The 17,414-nt window shown below is 69.2% G+C and carries 8 protein-coding genes; 4 read left to right on the top strand and 4 right to left on the bottom strand.

The annotated features are described in order from the left end of the window. Window positions 1-432: 432 nt before the first annotated feature. The 4 genes from LQV16_RS07080 to LQV16_RS07065 all read left to right on the top strand — a co-directional run bounded on the left by LQV16_RS07080 (window position 433) and on the right by LQV16_RS07065 (window position 5,595). Entirely contained in the window at window positions 433-1,593 is a 1,161-nt protein-coding gene (locus LQV16_RS07080; RefSeq protein ID WP_229993203.1) for a glycosyltransferase family 4 protein, read from the top strand. Further along, window positions 1,590-3,104, top strand: a complete 1,515-nt coding sequence (locus LQV16_RS07075) for a lipopolysaccharide biosynthesis protein (protein WP_290369344.1) — start codon at window positions 1,590-1,592, stop codon at window positions 3,102-3,104. The genes LQV16_RS07080 and LQV16_RS07075 overlap by 4 nt, the downstream gene beginning before the upstream one ends. Beyond that, window positions 3,097-4,128, top strand: a complete 1,032-nt coding sequence (locus LQV16_RS07070) for a glycosyltransferase (RefSeq protein WP_229993201.1) — start codon at window positions 3,097-3,099, stop codon at window positions 4,126-4,128. Before LQV16_RS07075 ends, LQV16_RS07070 begins: the two co-directional genes overlap by 8 nt. 414 nt (window positions 4,129-4,542) lie before the next feature. Further along, window positions 4,543-5,595, top strand: coding sequence for a hypothetical protein (locus LQV16_RS07065; protein WP_229993200.1), 1,053 nt, complete (start codon window positions 4,543-4,545; stop codon window positions 5,593-5,595). A gap of 58 nt (window positions 5,596-5,653) precedes the next feature. On the opposite strand, the gene LQV16_RS07060 is transcribed toward LQV16_RS07065, so the two are convergent. The 4 genes from LQV16_RS07060 to LQV16_RS07045 form a co-directional block, all read right to left on the bottom strand. Then, window positions 5,654-7,390, bottom strand: coding sequence for a hypothetical protein (locus tag LQV16_RS07060; RefSeq protein ID WP_229993199.1), 1,737 nt, complete (start codon window positions 7,388-7,390; stop codon window positions 5,654-5,656). A gap of 108 nt (window positions 7,391-7,498) precedes the next feature. After that, window positions 7,499-10,117, bottom strand: a complete 2,619-nt coding sequence (locus LQV16_RS07055; RefSeq protein WP_229993198.1) for a PKD domain-containing protein — start codon at window positions 10,115-10,117, stop codon at window positions 7,499-7,501. An 80-nt stretch (window positions 10,118-10,197) separates the two neighbouring features. Next, window positions 10,198-14,025 carry a PKD domain-containing protein gene (locus tag LQV16_RS07050; RefSeq protein ID WP_229993197.1) on the bottom strand — a complete coding sequence of 1,276 codons (3,828 nt, stop codon included), beginning with the start codon at window positions 14,023-14,025 and terminating at the stop codon, window positions 10,198-10,200. 22 nt (window positions 14,026-14,047) lie between these two features. After that, window positions 14,048-17,414, bottom strand: a 3,367-nt coding sequence (locus tag LQV16_RS07045) for a PKD domain-containing protein (protein ID WP_229993196.1), incomplete at its 5' end; no start/stop codon positions are given.

The following is a 17,414-nucleotide window of genomic DNA, read 5'->3' as shown; positions in this document are numbered from 1 at the left end:
GGCACGGTCCTTCATGGTCCCTTGACGCCCCATTATTGACTGCGACCGCGCCGTGCGGAAGCTTTTTGGTTCTGTGTCTTTGCGGCCGGTCCCGGCGCTCAGGCCTCCCGGTGGCGCAACGAAGGTTGCTATGCCGGCGGACCGACCTGGCTTAGGGCCTGAATCCTAGCCAAATTCCGGCACCGGCCGTAGTCTTTCCCTAATCAGGACGGACCGTCAGGTCCAGCAACAGTTTGGGCGTCAAGTCCTTGGAAACAGGACTTGGACTCAGGTCCTGACGGCAGGTCTCAGCAACAGGTCTCAGTGGCGGGGTCCCAGCAACGGGCCCCGGGGCCAGGCCCCGGTGGCCGGACCGGTGTTCCTGCGTCAGCAGCGGCCCCGGTCCTTTGTTCAGGGTTGCCTTCCGCCGCGGTACCGGATCGAGGGGGCACGATGAAGACTAACGGGGAGCAATTCTCGGTACTAGTGGCGCACCCCAGCGCGGACCTCTACGGCTCCGACCGGGTGCTGCTGGAAACCATTGACGGGTTGCACCGCAGCGGCGCGCGCGTCCTGGTGGCCTTGCCGTCGCCGGGGCCGCTCGTGGCAGAACTCAAGCGCCGGGGCGCCGCGGTCATTCTGTCGCCGACGCCGGTGCTGCGCAAGAGCCTGCTGACGGCACCTGGACTGGCGAAACTCGCGGCCGCGTCTGTATACGGGCTGCTCCGCAGCATAGGTGTGATCCGGGGCGCGCGCCCGGACGTCATTCTGGCAAACACCATCACTGTCCCACTGTGGACGGCCGCGGGACGGCTGACGGGGGTCCCGGTGGTCACCCACGTCCATGAGGCGGAGGCCAACGCCCCCCGGGCTCTCCGCGCGGCCCTGGCCCTGCCGCTGCTGCTCTCAAGCGGGATCCTGACGAACAGCCAGTTCAGCTCCGACACACTGGCCTCCGCGCTGCCGGCGCTCCATGGCCGCCCGAGAGTGCTCTACAACGGCGTCCCCGGGCCGGACGCGCCGGTACCGCCACGGCCGGACCTCCAAGGCGGGCTCCGGATCCTGTACGTCGGACGGCTGTCCCACCGCAAGGGCGTGGATGTGGCCATCGACGCGCTGCTGCGGCTCCGCAGCGACGGCGTGCCGGCCAGCCTGTCCGTGGTGGGGGCGGTCTTCCCCGGCTACGAGGACTACGAGACCGGCCTCCGCAGCCAGGTCCAGGCCCATGGTGCCGAAGACCACGTCACGTTCCATGGTTTCCAGAATGTGGTCTGGCCGTTCCTTGCCGAGTCCGACGTCGTGGTGGTGCCTTCCCGCCTCGACGAGCCGTTCGGCAACACGGCCGTCGAGGCGGTCCTGGCCTCCCGCCCTGTCATCGTCAGCAACACCTCGGGCCTGCGGGAGGCCGCGGCCGGTTACCGTTCGGCGCAGTTCGTCGAACCCGGCGACGCGGGCGAGCTCGCCGAGGCGCTCGCCCGCGTCGCCGGCCAATGGCACCACTACCAGTCCAGTGCAAGGCTCGACGCCGCCGAAGCCGGCCGCAGGCACAGTCCGGAACGCTACGGGACCCTCATGACCGGGCATCTGGCGCAGGCTGCGGGCAGGCTTTTGTGAACGGCAGCCCTGCCCCCCGTGCGGCCTCCGTACCGGCCGCACCAGCCAAAACGGCGCGAGGCGTCCGGTGGAGCTTCGGGGCAGTGCTGGCCCGGCAGGGATTCCAAATGCTCTGCGCCGTGGTTCTGGCCCGCCTCCTGGGGCCGCAGAGCTATGGAGTCATCGCGGCGGCCACCGTGTACATCAACCTGGTGGCGCTGCTGTTGGACCAGGGCCTCTCCGCGGCGCTCGTCCAGCGGCCGGACGTGACCCGCCGCCTGGCAGGTGCCACAGCCATGCTAAACATCCTGGTGGCGGCCCTACTCGCGGTGGTGACCTGGTGCGCCGCTCCCTGGATTGCGCAGTTCTTCGGCGTGGCTGAGCTTGAGCCGATCCTTAGGCTGCTGGCTCTGGCGATCCCAGTCAAAGCCCTGGCCATCACACCGCGGGCCATGCTGTCCCGGAACCTGGCCCTCCACAGGGTCGGCGCAGCGGACATTGCGGCGGCAGCCGCGGGCAGCGCGGCCGGGATCGGCGCTGCGCTTGCCGGCGCCGGACCGTGGTCCATGGTCTACCAGGTGGTCGCCACTGACGTCGTCTGCAGCGCGTTGTTGCTGGCAGCGAGCCGGGGTCCCGTCCCCAATTTTGCCTTCCGGACCATCGCGCCGCTGTTCCGATTCAGCTTCAGCGTCTTTGCCACCGACTGTCTGGCCTACTTCTCCCGGAACCTGGACAACATCCTCGTGGGCCGGGTGCTCGGCGTCGCCGCACTCTCCCTTTACGGGATGGCCTACCGTATCCTCGTCATCCCGGTCCAGTTGATTGGCCAGACCGTCAACCGGGTCATGTTTCCCGCGTTTTCCCGCGCGGCCGGCAGCCCGGAGACAGTGGCCGCAATCCTTGTCTCCGCGACGAGGCTGCTGGCGATCTCCGCTGTTCCGCTGATGGTCTTTGTGGCATGCGCCGCCCCCGAGCTCGTGGGCCTGGTTCTGGGCCCCGAGTGGCTGCCCGCGGCCGGGCTGGTAAGTGTGCTCGCCATCGGGGGCGCACGCGAAACCGTTTTCTACGTCACGCCCTCCCTGATGAAGGGTCTGGGGCAGAGCGGGTTGATCGTGAGGTACGAGATCCTGGCCGCCGTTGTGCAGGTTGGCGGTATCGTGATCGGACTCCAGTTCGGCGTCTTCGGCGTCGCCGTCGGATACTGCGCTGCCGGCTTTATCCTCACGCCCGTGCTCCTGCGCATCCAGTCCCGGCTGACAGGTGTGACGACGATGTCCCAGCTGGCGGCAATCTTCCCCGCTGTCCACGCCGCAGCCTGGGGTGCGGCCGGATACGGGGCGCTGTCCCTGGCCACCGCACACGGCCCGTGGCACCTGTTCGGCGGGCTGGGGCTCTTTGCAGCCCTCACCCTCGCCGCGCTGCGGGTTTTCCACCGGCGCATGCTCTCGGGCTATCTCGAACAGGCGCGGGCATTCATTGGACGGCCTGCCCCGCGGCAAGCCCCTACAACGACAAGAGGTCAGAATGACTGACATCACACACCCCAGCGTTCGCCCCTCGGGCGACGAACTCGCCGTCAGAATCCCGGCGGACGGCCTCGTCGTTGCGGTGCTGACCTACCGCCGGCCCGATGACATCGCCCTGGCGCTGCCGCGGCTGGCGGCCCAGGCCGGTACAGTCCTGGTCTCACCGGGACAGGGAGGCCCAGACGGGCCCGAAAATCCGCAGGCCACCGTGCTCGTGATCGACAACGACCCCGAGGCGAGCGCCCGCCCCACCGTGGAACGGCTCGCCGGCACTCTCCGGCCGGGGCTGGTCCGGTACGTCCACGAGCCGAAGCCCGGCATCGCGGCGGCGCGGAACCGCGCCCTGCACGAGGCGGCATCAAGCGCGCTGCTCGTCTTCATCGACGACGACGAAGTGCCCTCGGAGCAGTGGCTGGCGCAGCTGGTGGGCCTGCAGCGCTCCAGCGGCGCCGCCGCCGTCGTGGGTCCGGTCATCAGCGAATACGAACACGCGCCGGAGCCCTGGATCGAGGCCGGCAGGTTCTTCCACCGCCGCAGGCTCCCCACCGGGACCCGGCTGGACGTGGCGGCGACGAATAACCTGCTCCTGGACCTGCGGCAGGTCCGCGCCTTGCGGCTCGCGTTTGATGAACGCTTCGGTCTCAGCGGAGGATCGGACACGCTGTTCACCCGGCAACTCGTCCAGCGCGGCGGATCCATGCTGTGGTGCGATGAGGCCGTGGTGGTGGACCGGGTTCCGGCCTCGCGGCTCACCCGCAGGTGGGTCTTGCGCCGCGCCCTTCGCAGCGGGAACTCCGCGGCGCGTGTCGACCTGGAACTCGCCGCAGGCATGGCGGCCCGGCTGGGGGCCAGGGGCGCTTCCCTGGGATCCGGATCAGTCCGGTTCGTCGGCGGGTCGGCGCGCCTGGCAGCGGGACTCATCAGCGGCTCAGTGCGGCAACAGGCGCAGGGAATGCGGGCCGCCGCCCGGGGCCTGGGTATGGCATCCGGCGCCTTTGGCTATGTTTACAGCGAGTACCGCCGAGAATAGTTTTGCTGCAGTTCACCGTCTCTGAGGCGTCGCCGCGGCAGGTTGGATACGAGGGGAATTTTGCAGCTAATACAAGCGACACGCCCGGGCGCGATCAAGCTGATATTCGACACGCCCCGTCGTTACCAATTTGCAACCTGCCGGGCACCTCGACTAGCGTGTCTGCACAGAAGCCGGGGTCGGGGAACGCCTCCCGGGAAGTCAGTCGCAAGGGCCACGGGTCCGCCCACGCCTCGCCCAGGTCTCAGTCACCTGGGCCTCAAGAACACAACTTGCGCTGACCATGCACCAAGCAACATACCGGCGCGGTCTCCACGCCGCCGGCAGACAGGCCCCGCGCGGGCCTCCCGCCAGTTCCGCTATGTCCTTGCGATTCCCCGTGCCCGGAGAGTAAGACAAAAGAGGTTTGACACTATGGCCATTGGCACGAAGAAAGTCCAGCGCAAGAACGTCCGCGCAACGTATGCCGCGGGCGCTGCGGCAGTGACAATCACTGCCCTCGCCCTGTCCGCGGCACCGGCCGTCCAGGCTGCGCCCGCAATGGCGCCCGCAGCGCTGACGGTTGGGTCCTACAAGCCGAGCGCGTCCACCACCGGTGTTCCGGCCGGAACGGCCCTGAAGCCGTACAACACCTCGGGTGCGGACCTCGTCATCACCAGGGACGGCACGGTCCTGGACGGGCTGGACATCTATGGCGACATCAAGGTCCGGGCCAAGAACGTGGTCATCAAGAACAGCCGGCTGCACGGCGGCAAGGCGATCCCGAGGTCCAACACCGGCGTCGTCGACGCCAACAACGCCGCCGTGGTCAACCTGGTGGTCCAGGACAGCACGATCGTCCCGGACAGGCCGTCCTACTACCGCGACGGCATCGTCGGCCACGACTACACCGCGCGGCGGAACCACATCCAGCGCTCCAACGATGGCCTGGGCATTTTCAACCGCCCGGGCGGCCCGGTGACTGCCAACGTCACGGCCGAAGCCAACTACATCCACGGGCTGACCTACTGGTCCTACGACCCTGCCCACAGCGACGGCACGCACAATGACGGCATCCAGGTCCAGGGCGGCCAGAACATCCGCATCGTCGGCAACAACATCGTGGCCAACTCCACGCCGGGCACCGGCAGCGCGCCGAACCCGCGCGGCACCCACGCGGGCATAGGCATCATGCTGCAGCAGAACGTTGCCAAGCTCGCCAACGTAGTGGTCGACAAGAACTGGGTGGATGACGGCCAATCGTCCATCAATATCGACAACGGCAAGTACTCGAACATCACGGTCACGGTCTCGAACAACAAGCTCGGCCGCAACCAGTTCGATTTCGGCAACGGCTCGAAGTACCCCGTCCGGGTTATCAACCGCGCCGCCAGTACCGTGGCCGGCCTGACCACCAGCAACCGCTGGGCCGACACCCAGGCCCTGCTGGTGGAAGGCAAGACCGGCGGCATCCGCTACAACTACTAGGATCCATGAGCGGGTCCTGACGGGCCGGATCCGGATAAGATCCGGCCCGTTTTGTGTGTCATCTGGCTTTCAGGCTCACGGTGGCGGACGTCTTGGCGTTGCCGAACGAATCGTTGGCCACAATCTTGTATTCATGGGTGGTTCCGGACGGCACGGAGTCGACGTGCTGCATCGTGGGACGGTACCAGAACCTGGACGAGACCCAGCGGGTGCTGATGATCTTCCCGTCCCGGTACAGCTTGTAGTTCAGCCTGGAGTTGTCACGGTCCCAGTTGGCCTGCCAGCTGATGCTGATCGTGCCGGATGAGGGCGATGCCAGCACGGGGTTTGTGGACGCGGCCGAGGACCTCGGCCCCTCCTTGTTCGGGGCGATGCTGGTTACGGCAAAGCGTGCAAGCCCCTGCTGCCCGCGCAGGTTGACGTTTAGGAATTCGCCGCCCATCACCACGTACTGATCATTTCCGGCAACGGTCCACGGCCCCTGGTTCTGGCCCGTGGCCGTCCCGGTGTCCATATCCGGGAACCACACGAGCAGCGTCGGCATGGGCTGGCCGGTGAAGCTCGGAAGACGTGAACTGGGCCGGGTCAGGGTCCCCGTCGCCGCCTTGCTGTAGGCGAGCGCCCGGTGCCAGGACCGGGGGTCGGTTTCTGGGAAACCGTCGATCTTCCCGCAGTCATGGGAGTGCCCCGCCTTGTACACCGCGGTGCTGCTGGCAAAGGTGCTGTAAGAGTCGCCCCGGCAGTCATCGATCCACTTGATGGCGAGGTTGGACCAGTTCGCGGCGAAGGATCCCTCGAGGTTCCCGGTGCCGCCGCTGTCAATGAGGATGAACGCCGTCCCGTACCAGCTGGTCCCGTCGCTCGAGAGTGACGTGATGGCCGCGTAGGTGCCGGCGTTGCGCACCACTTCGTTGGCCGGCGTTGGCAGGTTCTTACCGCCGACCGGGTCCACGGCGCCCAGGCCAAAGCCCGGCTCGCTGCTGCCGTTGAGCGTGGTGAAGGCCCCGCCGACAACCACCCTGCTGCGGTCGGGAGCCAGGACCAAGGCATTAACCCGTCCCCCGCCGGCCGCAGGCTTCCACGCCAGCAGGCCGCCGTCGGAAGCGCGGACCGCCGCCAGCCTCGATCTCACGGCGGATCCGACCGCGGTGAACGAGCCGCCTAGGTAGACCGTGGCCGGCGTGGCCACGATCGCGCGGACGGAGCCCGACATAGGCGGGGCCCAGCCGGGAATGAGGGCCCCGGTCGCCGGGTCGAGGGCCGCAACCTTCCGCACGGCGTGGCCGTTGACCTGGGTGAAGTCGCCGCCCACATAGAGCCGTTTGTGGTCCGGGGACGCCGTCACGGCCAGGGCCTGGGCATTGAGGGACGCCGTAAAGCTGGTGATGAGCTTTCCCGTGGTCAGGCTGAACGCCAGGATGTTTTTCCGGGCCGTCGTCTGCGTGCCGGCCGGGGCGCCGGCGGGGCGGGCAGTACTGAACTTACCCACGGCGTACACCGTGTCCGCGATGACGGTCTGCTGCCACACCACCCCGTCCACCTGGACCGTCGGCAGCGAATCCGCCGTCACCGTCACAGGGCTCGAGGGCAGGCTCGGGTCGGCGGGCGCGGAGTCCGCGGTTGCGCCCGGGGCGGCCGTAAAGGCCAGGGCTGTGGCCAGCGCAGCACTGGCACCCGCCCTCCAGACCCGGACCGCAGCCGGCCATCCGCGCCGCCATCGACGGAAACGGGGACCGCTCCGGGGCGGTTCTCCGTGGGCATGAAGCGCGGGCGCGCCCCCAGGCTTCCAGGACATCAGAATCCTCCTTCGCTCAGCATCGCCAATCCTTGAGTTACTTGAGTGACTTGCCCGGTTGCGGCTGCCCGTTCCCGGCCTTTCTGGTCTTACCTTCCATTCGCCCCGTCAGATGGGCCGCACATCGAGGTTGTCGAACCGTGCCAGCACCGGCGCGTTGGTCGCGGAGCTAGACAGGTAAGACAGGAGGCCCACGCCTCCCCCGCCCTGCAGGCCGGCGGTAGAGTCGGTGGCCGTGACGCTCCACGGTCCAGGCTCCGCCGCTCCCGTCCGCCAGGTCTTCGCCCGGAGCGTGGTGGGCGAGGCTCCCGAGACTTCCACCCTCAGCTGCAGCTGCTGGCCGGCCGCGAGCGTGATTCCCGGCGTGAACTGCCCGAGGACGGTCTCCGCACCGCCGGCGAGGCGGGTCAGCTGGAGCGTGGTGGCTCCGTTGGCCGCCACCTTGACCTTGCCGCGGTACTCGGCGGTTCCCACGCGCCGTCCGATCACTCCGAGGTAGGAGCCCCCTCCGTTGCCGATCTTGTCCAGCGATACCGTCACGAGCGAGTTGCTGGCGGCAGTGGAGACCGACGGCAGGAATGCTGACGGGCCCCGGCCTGCGGCCAGGTTCATGGTTCCTTGCCCTCCGCCGACCGAGAAGAACGACGCCGAGCCGTTCAGCGACCACGCTCCGCCGGTGTCCGCCGTTCCCCAGCCGGACGCCAGCGTCCGGCCAAAGGCGTCCTGCGCCAGGACCCCGCCGGAACTGACGGTGACGTCGTGGCTGACCGTACCGGTGGCGCCGCTGTTGTCCGTCACGGTCAGTGTCACGGTGTAGGTACCGCCGGACGCGTAGCTGTGCGACGCCGTGACGCCGGTGCCGGTGCCGCCGTCGCCGAAGGCCCACGAGTAGCCCGCGATGGTGCCGCCGGGATCCGAGGACGCGGCGGCGTCGACGTTCACCGTCAGCCCCGTGGTGCCGGCCGTGAAGGCAGCCGTCGGCGCGGTGCCGGAGGAGCCTGCGATGGTGATGCTGCGACTGTCTCCCGTGACGGTGTTTCCCAGCGGATCCCGGGCGGCGATCCTGTAGCTGTGCGCACCGGCGGCCAGTCCGGCGTCGTTGAACTCCAGGGCCGGGCGTTGCCAGAACGTGGACTGCGCGGAGACGGTATGCACCGGGACGGGGTTTCCGTCGCGCAGGACACTGTAGGCCAGGAACGAATTGTCGCGGTCCCAATTGGCCTGCCACTGCACCCGGACCCGCCCGGCGGCGGGGCTGGACAAGGTGGGCACGAACGCGGCCCCGGTGACGCGCGGGCCCTGCAGGTTGGGCGCCGCATCCCTGCGCGCAAACCGGGCCAGGCCCTGTTGCGGCTGCTGGTTGACGTTGCGGAACTCCCCCACCATCACCACATAGGTGTTGTTGCCGGTCACGGCCCAGGGGCCCTGGCTTTGGCCGCTGGCAGTTCCGTTGTCCATGTCCGGGAACCAGTTCAACAGCGCCGGCGCAGGCTGCCCGGTGAAGGAGGGGTAGCCGAGGGGATCCCGCACGAGGGTCCCCGTGGCGGCCTTGCCGAAGGCGACCGCCCGGTGCCAGACGCGCGGGGTGACCTCGGGGAATCCACCCAGGTTGCCGCAGTAGTGCGGGTGCCCGGCGACATAGACCGCGGTGTCAGTGGCGAAGGCACCGTAGGAATCGCCATGGCAGTCCTCTACCCATTTGATCCGGCCGTCGGACCAGTTGGCCGCGAAGGCGCCCTCCAGGTTGCCGCCCGTGCCGAAAATGTAGCCGGTGCCGTAGAAGCTCGTGCCGTCCGTGGACAGCGACAAAACCGCCGAGTCGGTTCCCGCGTCGCGGACCACGTCGTTGGCCTGCAGGGGCAGGTTGGCGCCGCTGAGCGCGTCCACCATGCCGAGCCCGTAGCCCGGGCGGGACGAGTTGTTCAGCGTGGTGAACGCGCCGCCGACCACCACCCGTGCGCCCTCGGGAGAAAGGGCCAGGGCGTTGACCCGGCCGCTCGCGGCAACCGGCGCCCACGGCAACAGCGCTCCGTCCGCGGCGCTGACGGCCGCGAGCCGGGAGCGGGACGTGGTTCCGACGCCCGTGAAGGTGCCTCCCATCCACACGGTCCCGCCCGATGTCGCGATGGCCCGGACGGAGGCGTTCATCCTCGGCGCAAACGAACCGATCAGCGCTCCGGTCGCGGGGTCCAGCGCGGCGACCCGCAGGCGCTGCACGCCGTTGACGGACGTGAAATCCCCGCCGATGTACAGCCGGGATCCGTCCGGCGATGGCGCGACGGCGAGCGCCTGGGCATTGAGGACGGGCGCGAAGCCGGTAATGAGCCGCCCTGTGGTGATGTCGAAAGCCAGGATGTTGGCCCGGGCGGTCAACTGCGTCCCGGGGGCGGCGCCGAAGGGCCGGGCGTTGCCGAACTTGCCGACCACATAGACGGTGTTGCCGATCACGGCCGTTTGCCACGCCACGCCGTCGTGCTGGGCGGTGGGGAGGCTGTCTGCCGTGACGGTCACCGGGGTCTTGGGGTCGTTTGGGTCAAGGGGAGCGGAATCGGTGACGCCGTCGGGTGCCCACACGAGCGCCGCGGCTATGAACAGGGCCAGCGCAGCGGCCAGGGCACCCGCCACGGCAGCGGCGCGGCGGGTGCCCTGGCTTGTGGAGGAGCGGGCCCGCGCAGTGGTTGCGGGCTCCGCAGTGCTTCCGGTTCCGGCTTCTGTTCGCCACGTCATGGAATGATCCCTTCATCTGGAAGACGGGTACCCCTCCTCAGCCCGGCCCGTCCCGCGGTCAAGTCTTCAACGGCCCGCCCTCAGGTAGGCCGCACATCGAATTCGTCAAACCTCGCCTGCACCGGCGCGTTGCCCGCGGTGCTCCACAGGAAGGACATCAGCCCGACCGACCCGGCGCCCTGGAGCGTAGCCGAGGCGTCGCCGGCTGTGACGAGCCAGGATGCCGGTTCGGTGGCGCCATCGCGCCAGACCTTCGCCTGGAGGGCGGCGGGTGCCGCACCGGTCACGGTCATCCGCAGCCGGAGCTGGTCTCCTGCGGCCACGGTCAGGCCGGGCACCGTGACGGACTGCAGCGTGGTTTCCGTGCCGCCCACGAGCTTGGTCAGGTACAGGCTCGTACTCCCGGTGGAGGAGATCTTGAGCTTGGCCCGGTACTCGTCTGCCCCCGCCTTCCGCCCGATGATGCCGAGGAACATGCCGCCGCCGTTGGCGACCTTGTCCGTCGAGGTCTTGACCCGGACGTCCGCGGCCGGGACCGAGACTCCGGACAGGTAGGCCAGGCGCTGGGCTCCGGCCGTGCCCAGCGTCATGGAGCCAACCCCCGACGCCACGGCGTAGTTGCCCGCCGTGCCGGCGGCTGTCCAGGCCCCTCCGGTATCCGCCGTGCCCCAGCCCGGGGCCGCGGTCCGCCCGAAGGCGTCGGCGGCGATGGCCGAGTTGGGCGGCGGGTCTGTGACCGTGACCGTCGTCGTGGCGGTGCCGGTGGCCCCGTCGTTGTCCAGCACTGTCAGGACGACGACGTAGCTGCCGGCCGCGGCGTAGGTGTGCGATGGGGCGACGCCGGATCCAGTGGAGGCGTCGCCGAAGTCCCAGTCGTAGGAGGCGATCGTGCCGTCCGGATCTAATGTCCCGGCGGCGTCGAAGGCTGCGGTGCGGTTGGTGACCTTGGCCGTGAACTGCGCGGCCGGGGGCTGGTTTGGCTGCACCGAGACCTGCACGGTGTTTGTGCTGGACGCCCCGTCGTTGTCCGTGACCGTCAGGGTGACCGGGTAGGTTCCGCCGCTTGCGTAGCTGTGGGATGTGGTTTTCCCCGTTCCTGTGGCCGAGTCGCCGAAGTCCCAGGCGTAGGAGCCGATGGTGCCGTCGGGGTCCGCGGACGTCGACGCATCCACGCTCACAGTCAGCTGGCTGGTGGTGGACGTGAACGCCGCCGCGGGCGGTTGGTTCCCCGGCGGGGCCGTGGCCGTGATGGTCCGGGTGGTGCTCGTGGAGTTGCCGTCGCCGTCGGTCACGGTGAGTCGGACGGTGTAGGACCCGGCAGCCGCGTAGGCGTGCTGGGTGGTGACGCCCGTGCCGGTGCTTCCGTCGCCGTACGCCCAGGTGTAGGAAGCGATGGGTCCGTTCGGGTCCGAGGAGCCGGAGGCGTCGGCGCTGAGGCTCAGGTAGGTGATCGAGGAGGTGAAGGCTGCCGTGGGCGGCGTGGCCGGGACGGTGAGCGTGCGGCCGGAGGCGCGGTAGTGGTTTTGGACCTGCTGGAGGCCGAGGGCGGCGGGATAGAGCGCGACTTCGTCGATGTCGCCTTTGAGGCTGCCGCTGCTCGGCTGGCTGGGCCAGGTGCCCACCAGGTCCGATCCGATCCGCCAGTACCCGTCAAAGACCCGGCCCGAGGTGACGTCGGTGCGGAAGGCTGCCCGGGCGCCGTCGATGTAGAGGAACATGCCGCCGCCGCTGAGGGTGGCGGTGATCTGGTGCCACTGGCCGTCGTTGAACCCCGTGCCGCTGTTGATGCTCCGGACTGCCCCGTTCCAGAGGCCAAAGTAGATCCGGCCGGCGTCGTCCATGTAGACATTGCGGTCAGTGACCCGTGACGTGCCGCTGGCAACGTTGCCGAATCCGATGATTTTCCCGCCCGTTGTGCTGCTCGTGCGGACCCACGCTTCCGCGGTGAAAACGTCCGGCGCGCGCTGGAACGCGTTGTCCGCGGCGACTCCGTTGACGGTGCCGTCAAAGGTTCCGGCGCCGGCGGTTTCGCCGACGACGGCGCCGTCGCCCCGCAGCCCGGTTCCGGCAGCGGCTGCGAGGTCCTCGGCGCCGGCGGAATCCACCAGGGTGGGTCCGGAGGTGTCATTGAAGCGCCAGAAGTTCCCGGGGCGGTCAGCCTGGACGGCGTCGGCGTAGCCGCTGGCTGGCGTCGAGGCCGCGGCCGTGATCGAGACGGTGTCGGACCGGGACTCGTTACCGAGCGCGTCCGTGGCGAAGATCCGGTATCTGTAAGTCTGGCCCGGCACCAGCCCGGAATCGACGTAGCTCATGCCGGGCCGCTTCCAGAACGTGCTGTCCTGCGTGACGGTGTAGACAGGGGCGGCGGTGATGCCGTCCCGGATCACGCGGTAGGTGAGCCGGACATTGTCCGGGTCATGGTTGGCCTGCCAGCGCACCCGCACCGTCCCGGCTGCGGGCGAGCTCAGGGTTGGGTTGCTGCGGGCCCCGCTGAGGACCGGGCCGCGCGCGTTCGGTGCTTTGTCCCGGACGGTGAACCGGACGAGGCCCTGCTGGCGTACTCCGTTGACGGTGGTGAATTCCCCGCCCAGGACCACGTATTGTGCGTTGCCGGTGACGGCCCAGGCGCCTTGGTTCTGTCCGGTATAGGTGCCGGTGTCGAGGGCCGGGAACCAGTTGAGCAGCGAGGGTGAGGGCTGTCCGGCCCAGTTGGGGTAGCCGAGCGGGTCCCGGATGATGGTGCCTGTGGCGGCCTTGCTGAACGCGATGCCGCGTTGGAAGCTCCAGGGTTCGGTCTGCGGATAGCCGCCGACGTTGCCGCAGTAGTGGGCGTGGCCCACCTTGTAGATGACGTCGCCGGCCGGATAGACGGCGTAGGTGTCGCCGTGGCAGTCTTCCATCCAGGTGATCTGGCCGCCGTTCCAGCCGGCGGCGACCGTCCCTTCGAGGTTGCCGCCCGTGCCAAAGACGTAGCCGGTCGCGTAGACGTTGTCGGCGTCGCCGCTCAGGCTCGTGATGGCGGAGTTGACTCCCGCGTCCCGCACCCGCCCGTTGACGGCCCAGGGCAGGAGCCCGCCGTTGAGGGTGTCCACGGCGGCGAGCCCGTAGCCGGGATTGGCGGAGCCGTTGAGGGTGGTGAAGGCGCCACCGACCACCATGCGGGTGCCGTCAGGGGACAGGGCCAGGGCGTTGACCCGGCCGCCTTCCGCCGAGGGCGCCCAGGCTGTGAGGCCGCCGTTGGTGGCCTGGACGGCCGCCAGCCGGCTGCGCGCGGCTGATCCCACCGCGGTGAACAGACCGCCAAGGTAGACGGTGCCGGCGGTCGGCACGATCGCCCGGACGCTTGCGGCGACCTTGGGCAGGAAGGAGGGAATGAGCGCCCCCGTTCCGGGATCCAGGGCGGCGACCCGCCAGACGTTCGCACCGTTGACAGTGGTGAAATCACCGCCGACGTAGATCCGCGAACCGTCTGGCGATGCGGCGATGCTGAAAGCCTGGGCGTTCAGCACGGGGGCAAAGGGAAGCAGTTCGCCGGTGCTGAGGTTGTAGGCCAGGATATTGCGGCGGACCACGGTGTTGGTCCCGGCCGGTGAGCCCGCCGGCCGGGCGCTGCCGAAGCTCCCCGCCGCGTAGACGGTGTTGCCGACCACCACCTGCTGCCAGACGACGCCGTCGATCTGGGCTGTCGGCAGTGCATCCGCCGTCACCGTGGCCGGGTTGGCGGGATCGGCCGGCCCCGGCGGGACGCTGTCCGCCCCCGCCGGGGCCACTGCCGCCAGCCCCAGCGACAGCGCGAGCGCCGAAGCCGCCACGGCTGCCACGACCTTTTCCAGCAACCGTCGCGGGGCCGGGCCGCGGCCCCGCGCCTTTCCTGGCGCGGGTCCCTGCAGTGACTCCGGCATCGTCATGGCCTCCCCCAATGCCCTAGGCCTACGGGATCTTCACGGAGAGGGTGTCAAAACGCAACACCACCGGGAAGTTGGTGGACGATCCCGAGAGGTAACCGACGAGTCCTGCGCCGCCGGCCACCTGGAGCCCGGCCGTCGAGTCGCTGCCGTTCAGCTGCCACGCTGCCGGTTCGGCTGCCGATGCCCGCCAGACCTTCGCGCTGAGCGCCGTCGGTGCCGTGCCGGTCAGGCTGAGCCGGATGATCACGGGATCGTTCGGTGCCATGGTCAGGCCGGCAATCGCGAGGGGCCCGGCAATGGTCGTCTCGGCGTTGTTGATGACCCGGGTGAGGTACAGGGAGACGGCACCGTTGCTCCCGACCTTGATCTTGGCCCGGTAGTCGTTGTTGTTCGCCCGCCTGCCGAGCAGGGAGGCGAACATCCCGCCGCCGTCGGCGATCTTGTCGGCGGAGACCGTGACGGTTCCATCGAAGGCGGCGGTGGACACCGAGTTCAGGAACGCGCTCCGGCTGGCTCCGGCGGCCCCGAGGCTCACAGCACCGGAGCCGTTGTTCACTCCGAAGTTGGTGTTGCCTCCTGAGAGCGTCCAGGCTCCCCCGGTGTCCGCCGTGCCGAAGCCTCCGGTGACCGTCCGCCCGAAGGCGTCCGCGGCGACGACGGTGTTGGCCGCCGGGGCCGTGACGGTGACCGTGCGGCTGAGCGTGCCCGTGGCGCCGTCGTCGTCGGTCACCGTCAGGGTGACGGCGTAGCTGCCGGCACTGGCGTAGGTGTGCGACGCCGTCGCCCCGGTTCCGGTGCTTGCGTCACCGAAGTCCCAGGCATAGCCGGTGATGGTCCCGTCCGAATCCGCTGATTCCGAGCCGTTGAAGGAAGCGGCAAGGTCGGCGGCGGTCGAGGTGAACGCGGCGGTCGGGGCCACGTTCGCCGGCGGGGCCACCACGGTCACGGGATGCCCGACGCTCGCGGTGTTTCCGGTGTTGTCCGTCACCGTCAGCCTGACCGTGTAGGTGCCGCCTGCCGCATACGTGTGCTGCGCAGTCACGCCGGTGCCGGTGCCGCCGTCGCCGAAGTCCCAGGCGTAGGTGGCGATGGGTCCGTTGGCGTCCGCGGACGTGGTCCCGTCCACCGATGCCGTGAGTCCACTGGCCGCAGAGGTGAAACCGGCCACGGGCGGTGCGGGAGGGGCGTTGACCGTGCGGCCCGAGGCCACGAAGTGCGCCTGCACCCGCGACAGCGGCAGCACGGCCGGGTAGATGGCGACGTCGTCGATCTGGCCGTTCAGGTAGCGGCTGGTCGGACGGTTGGGCCAGCCGCTCAGGTTGTCGCCGCCGATGCGCCAGAAACCGTCGATCGGCCACGCGGACGTGGTGTCGGTCCGCCCGGCCGCGAGGGCGCCGTCGAGGAACAGCTGCATCCCGTTGGGGCCGAGGGTCGCCACGACATGGTGCCACTGGTTGTCGTTGAACGTCTTGGTTGTGCTGACGGTGATCCGGGAGGCGGTCCCGCTGGTGCCGGTTGGACGGACACCGAAGGAGAGCCGGCCGGCGTTGTCCATGTAGACGTTGCGGTCGAAGTCGGCCGAAAGTCCGGTCTGTGAATTGCCGTAGCCGATGATCTCGCCGCCCACGTTGGTGCCGGTCCGGAACCAGGCCTCGGTACTGAAGACCTGGGGGCGCATCGAAAGCGTCGGGCTGCTGGCCACGGAGTCGGTGGTGCCGTTGAAGGCGGCGGCGTTGTCTGCGTCCCCGGTCATCGCACCCGCGGCGCCGAAACTGACACCGGGCCGGACCATCAGATCGTCCTTGCCGGCGAGGTCCACGCCGGTGGCCCCGCCGGTTTCGCCGAGGCGCCAGTAGTTGCCAGGCTTGTCGGCCAGCACCTGCTGGGCGTAGCTCCCCGGTGCCGTGGTGGAGCCGGGGACCGTGATGGTGACGGTCTCGCTGCGGGCCTCGTTGCCGAAGGGGTCCCGGGCGAAGATGCGGTAGCCGTAACTCTGGCCGGCGGTCAGGCCTGAGTCCAGGAACGTCATGCCGGGCCGGTTCCAGAAGGTGGAGGCCTGGTTGACGGTGGAGATGACGGCGCCGTTGCGGCGCACCTCATAGGTGAGGTTCTCGTTGTCCTGGTCCCAGTTGGCCTGCCACCGGACCCGCACGGTGCCGGCGGCCGGGCTGGACAGTGTCGGGTTGAAGTTCACGCCGCTCAGCCGCGGCCCGCGCAGGTTCGGCGCGAGGCCGGTGCGCGGGAACCGGGTCAGTCCCTGCTGGGGCTGGTTGTTGATGGTGGTGAATTCGCCGGCCATCACGATGTAGTCGGCGTTGCCGGTAACCGACCAGGCGCCCTGGTCCTGCCCCGTGAAGGTGCCGGCGTTCAGGATCGGGAACCAGTTCAGGAGCGACGGTGCCGGGTTCCCGGCGAAGTTGGTGTACCCGTGGCTTTCGGCGGTCACCGTGCCGGTGGCCTTCTTGCTGAAGGCGATGCCGCGGTTGAACTGCCAGGGTTCGGCCTGCGGGAAGGCTCCGATGTTGCCGCAGAAGTGGGCGTGCCCGGCCAGGTAGACCGCGTCGCCCAGGGGCTGGATCGAATACGTGTCGCCGTGGCAGTCCTCGAGCCAGGTGGTGGAGCCATCGGACCACTTGACGGAGAACATTCCTTCCAGCGTGCTGCTGCGGCCAAAGGTGTAGCCGGCGCCGTAGACGTTGACGCCGTCGGTGGCGAGGGTGGTGATGGCGCCGGTCGAGCCGCCGTTGCGGGCGATGTTGTTGATCTGGAAGGGCTGGACGGCGCCGAGGGCCGTGTCCACCTTGGCCACGCCGTAGCCGGGGTTGCTGGAGCCGTTGAGGGAGGTGAAGGCCCCGCCCACCACCATGCTGGCGCCGTCCGGGGAGAGCGCGAGTGCGTTGACCCGGCCGCCGGCGGCAACCGGGTTCCAGGGCAGGAGCGCGGCGTTGGAGGCGCTCACGGCGGCGAGATTGCCGCGGGTCACGGAGCCGACGGCGTTGAACAGGCCGCCAAGGTACACCGTGGTGGACGTTGCCACGATCGAGCGGACCGACGCGGACATGCGGGGCAGGAAGCTAGTAATGAGGGCACCGGTAGCGGGGTTCAGGGCGACGGCCCGCCACACTGTGGAGCCGTTGTACGCGGTAAACGCGCCGCCGACGTACAGCCGCGACCCGTCCGGGGACGCTGCCAGTGCCGTCACCTCGCCGTTGAAGCTGGGCGCAAACGTGCTCAGCAGCTCACCGGTGGTGAGGTTGTAGGCCAGGATGTTGTTCCGCGGGACGGTGCCGGTGCCGGCAGCGGCGCCGGCGGGCCGTGCCTCGGTGAAATTGCCGCCGACGAACACCGTGTTGCCGATAATGACCTGGGCCCAGGCGACGCCGTTGATC

This window comes from Arthrobacter sp. Bi26 (genome assembly GCF_918697925.1).
Classification (GTDB): Bacteria; Actinomycetota; Actinomycetes; order Actinomycetales; family Micrococcaceae; genus Arthrobacter.
The sequence above is the reverse complement of the archived record's forward strand: the minus strand, read 5'-3'. Positions and strand labels throughout refer to the sequence as shown.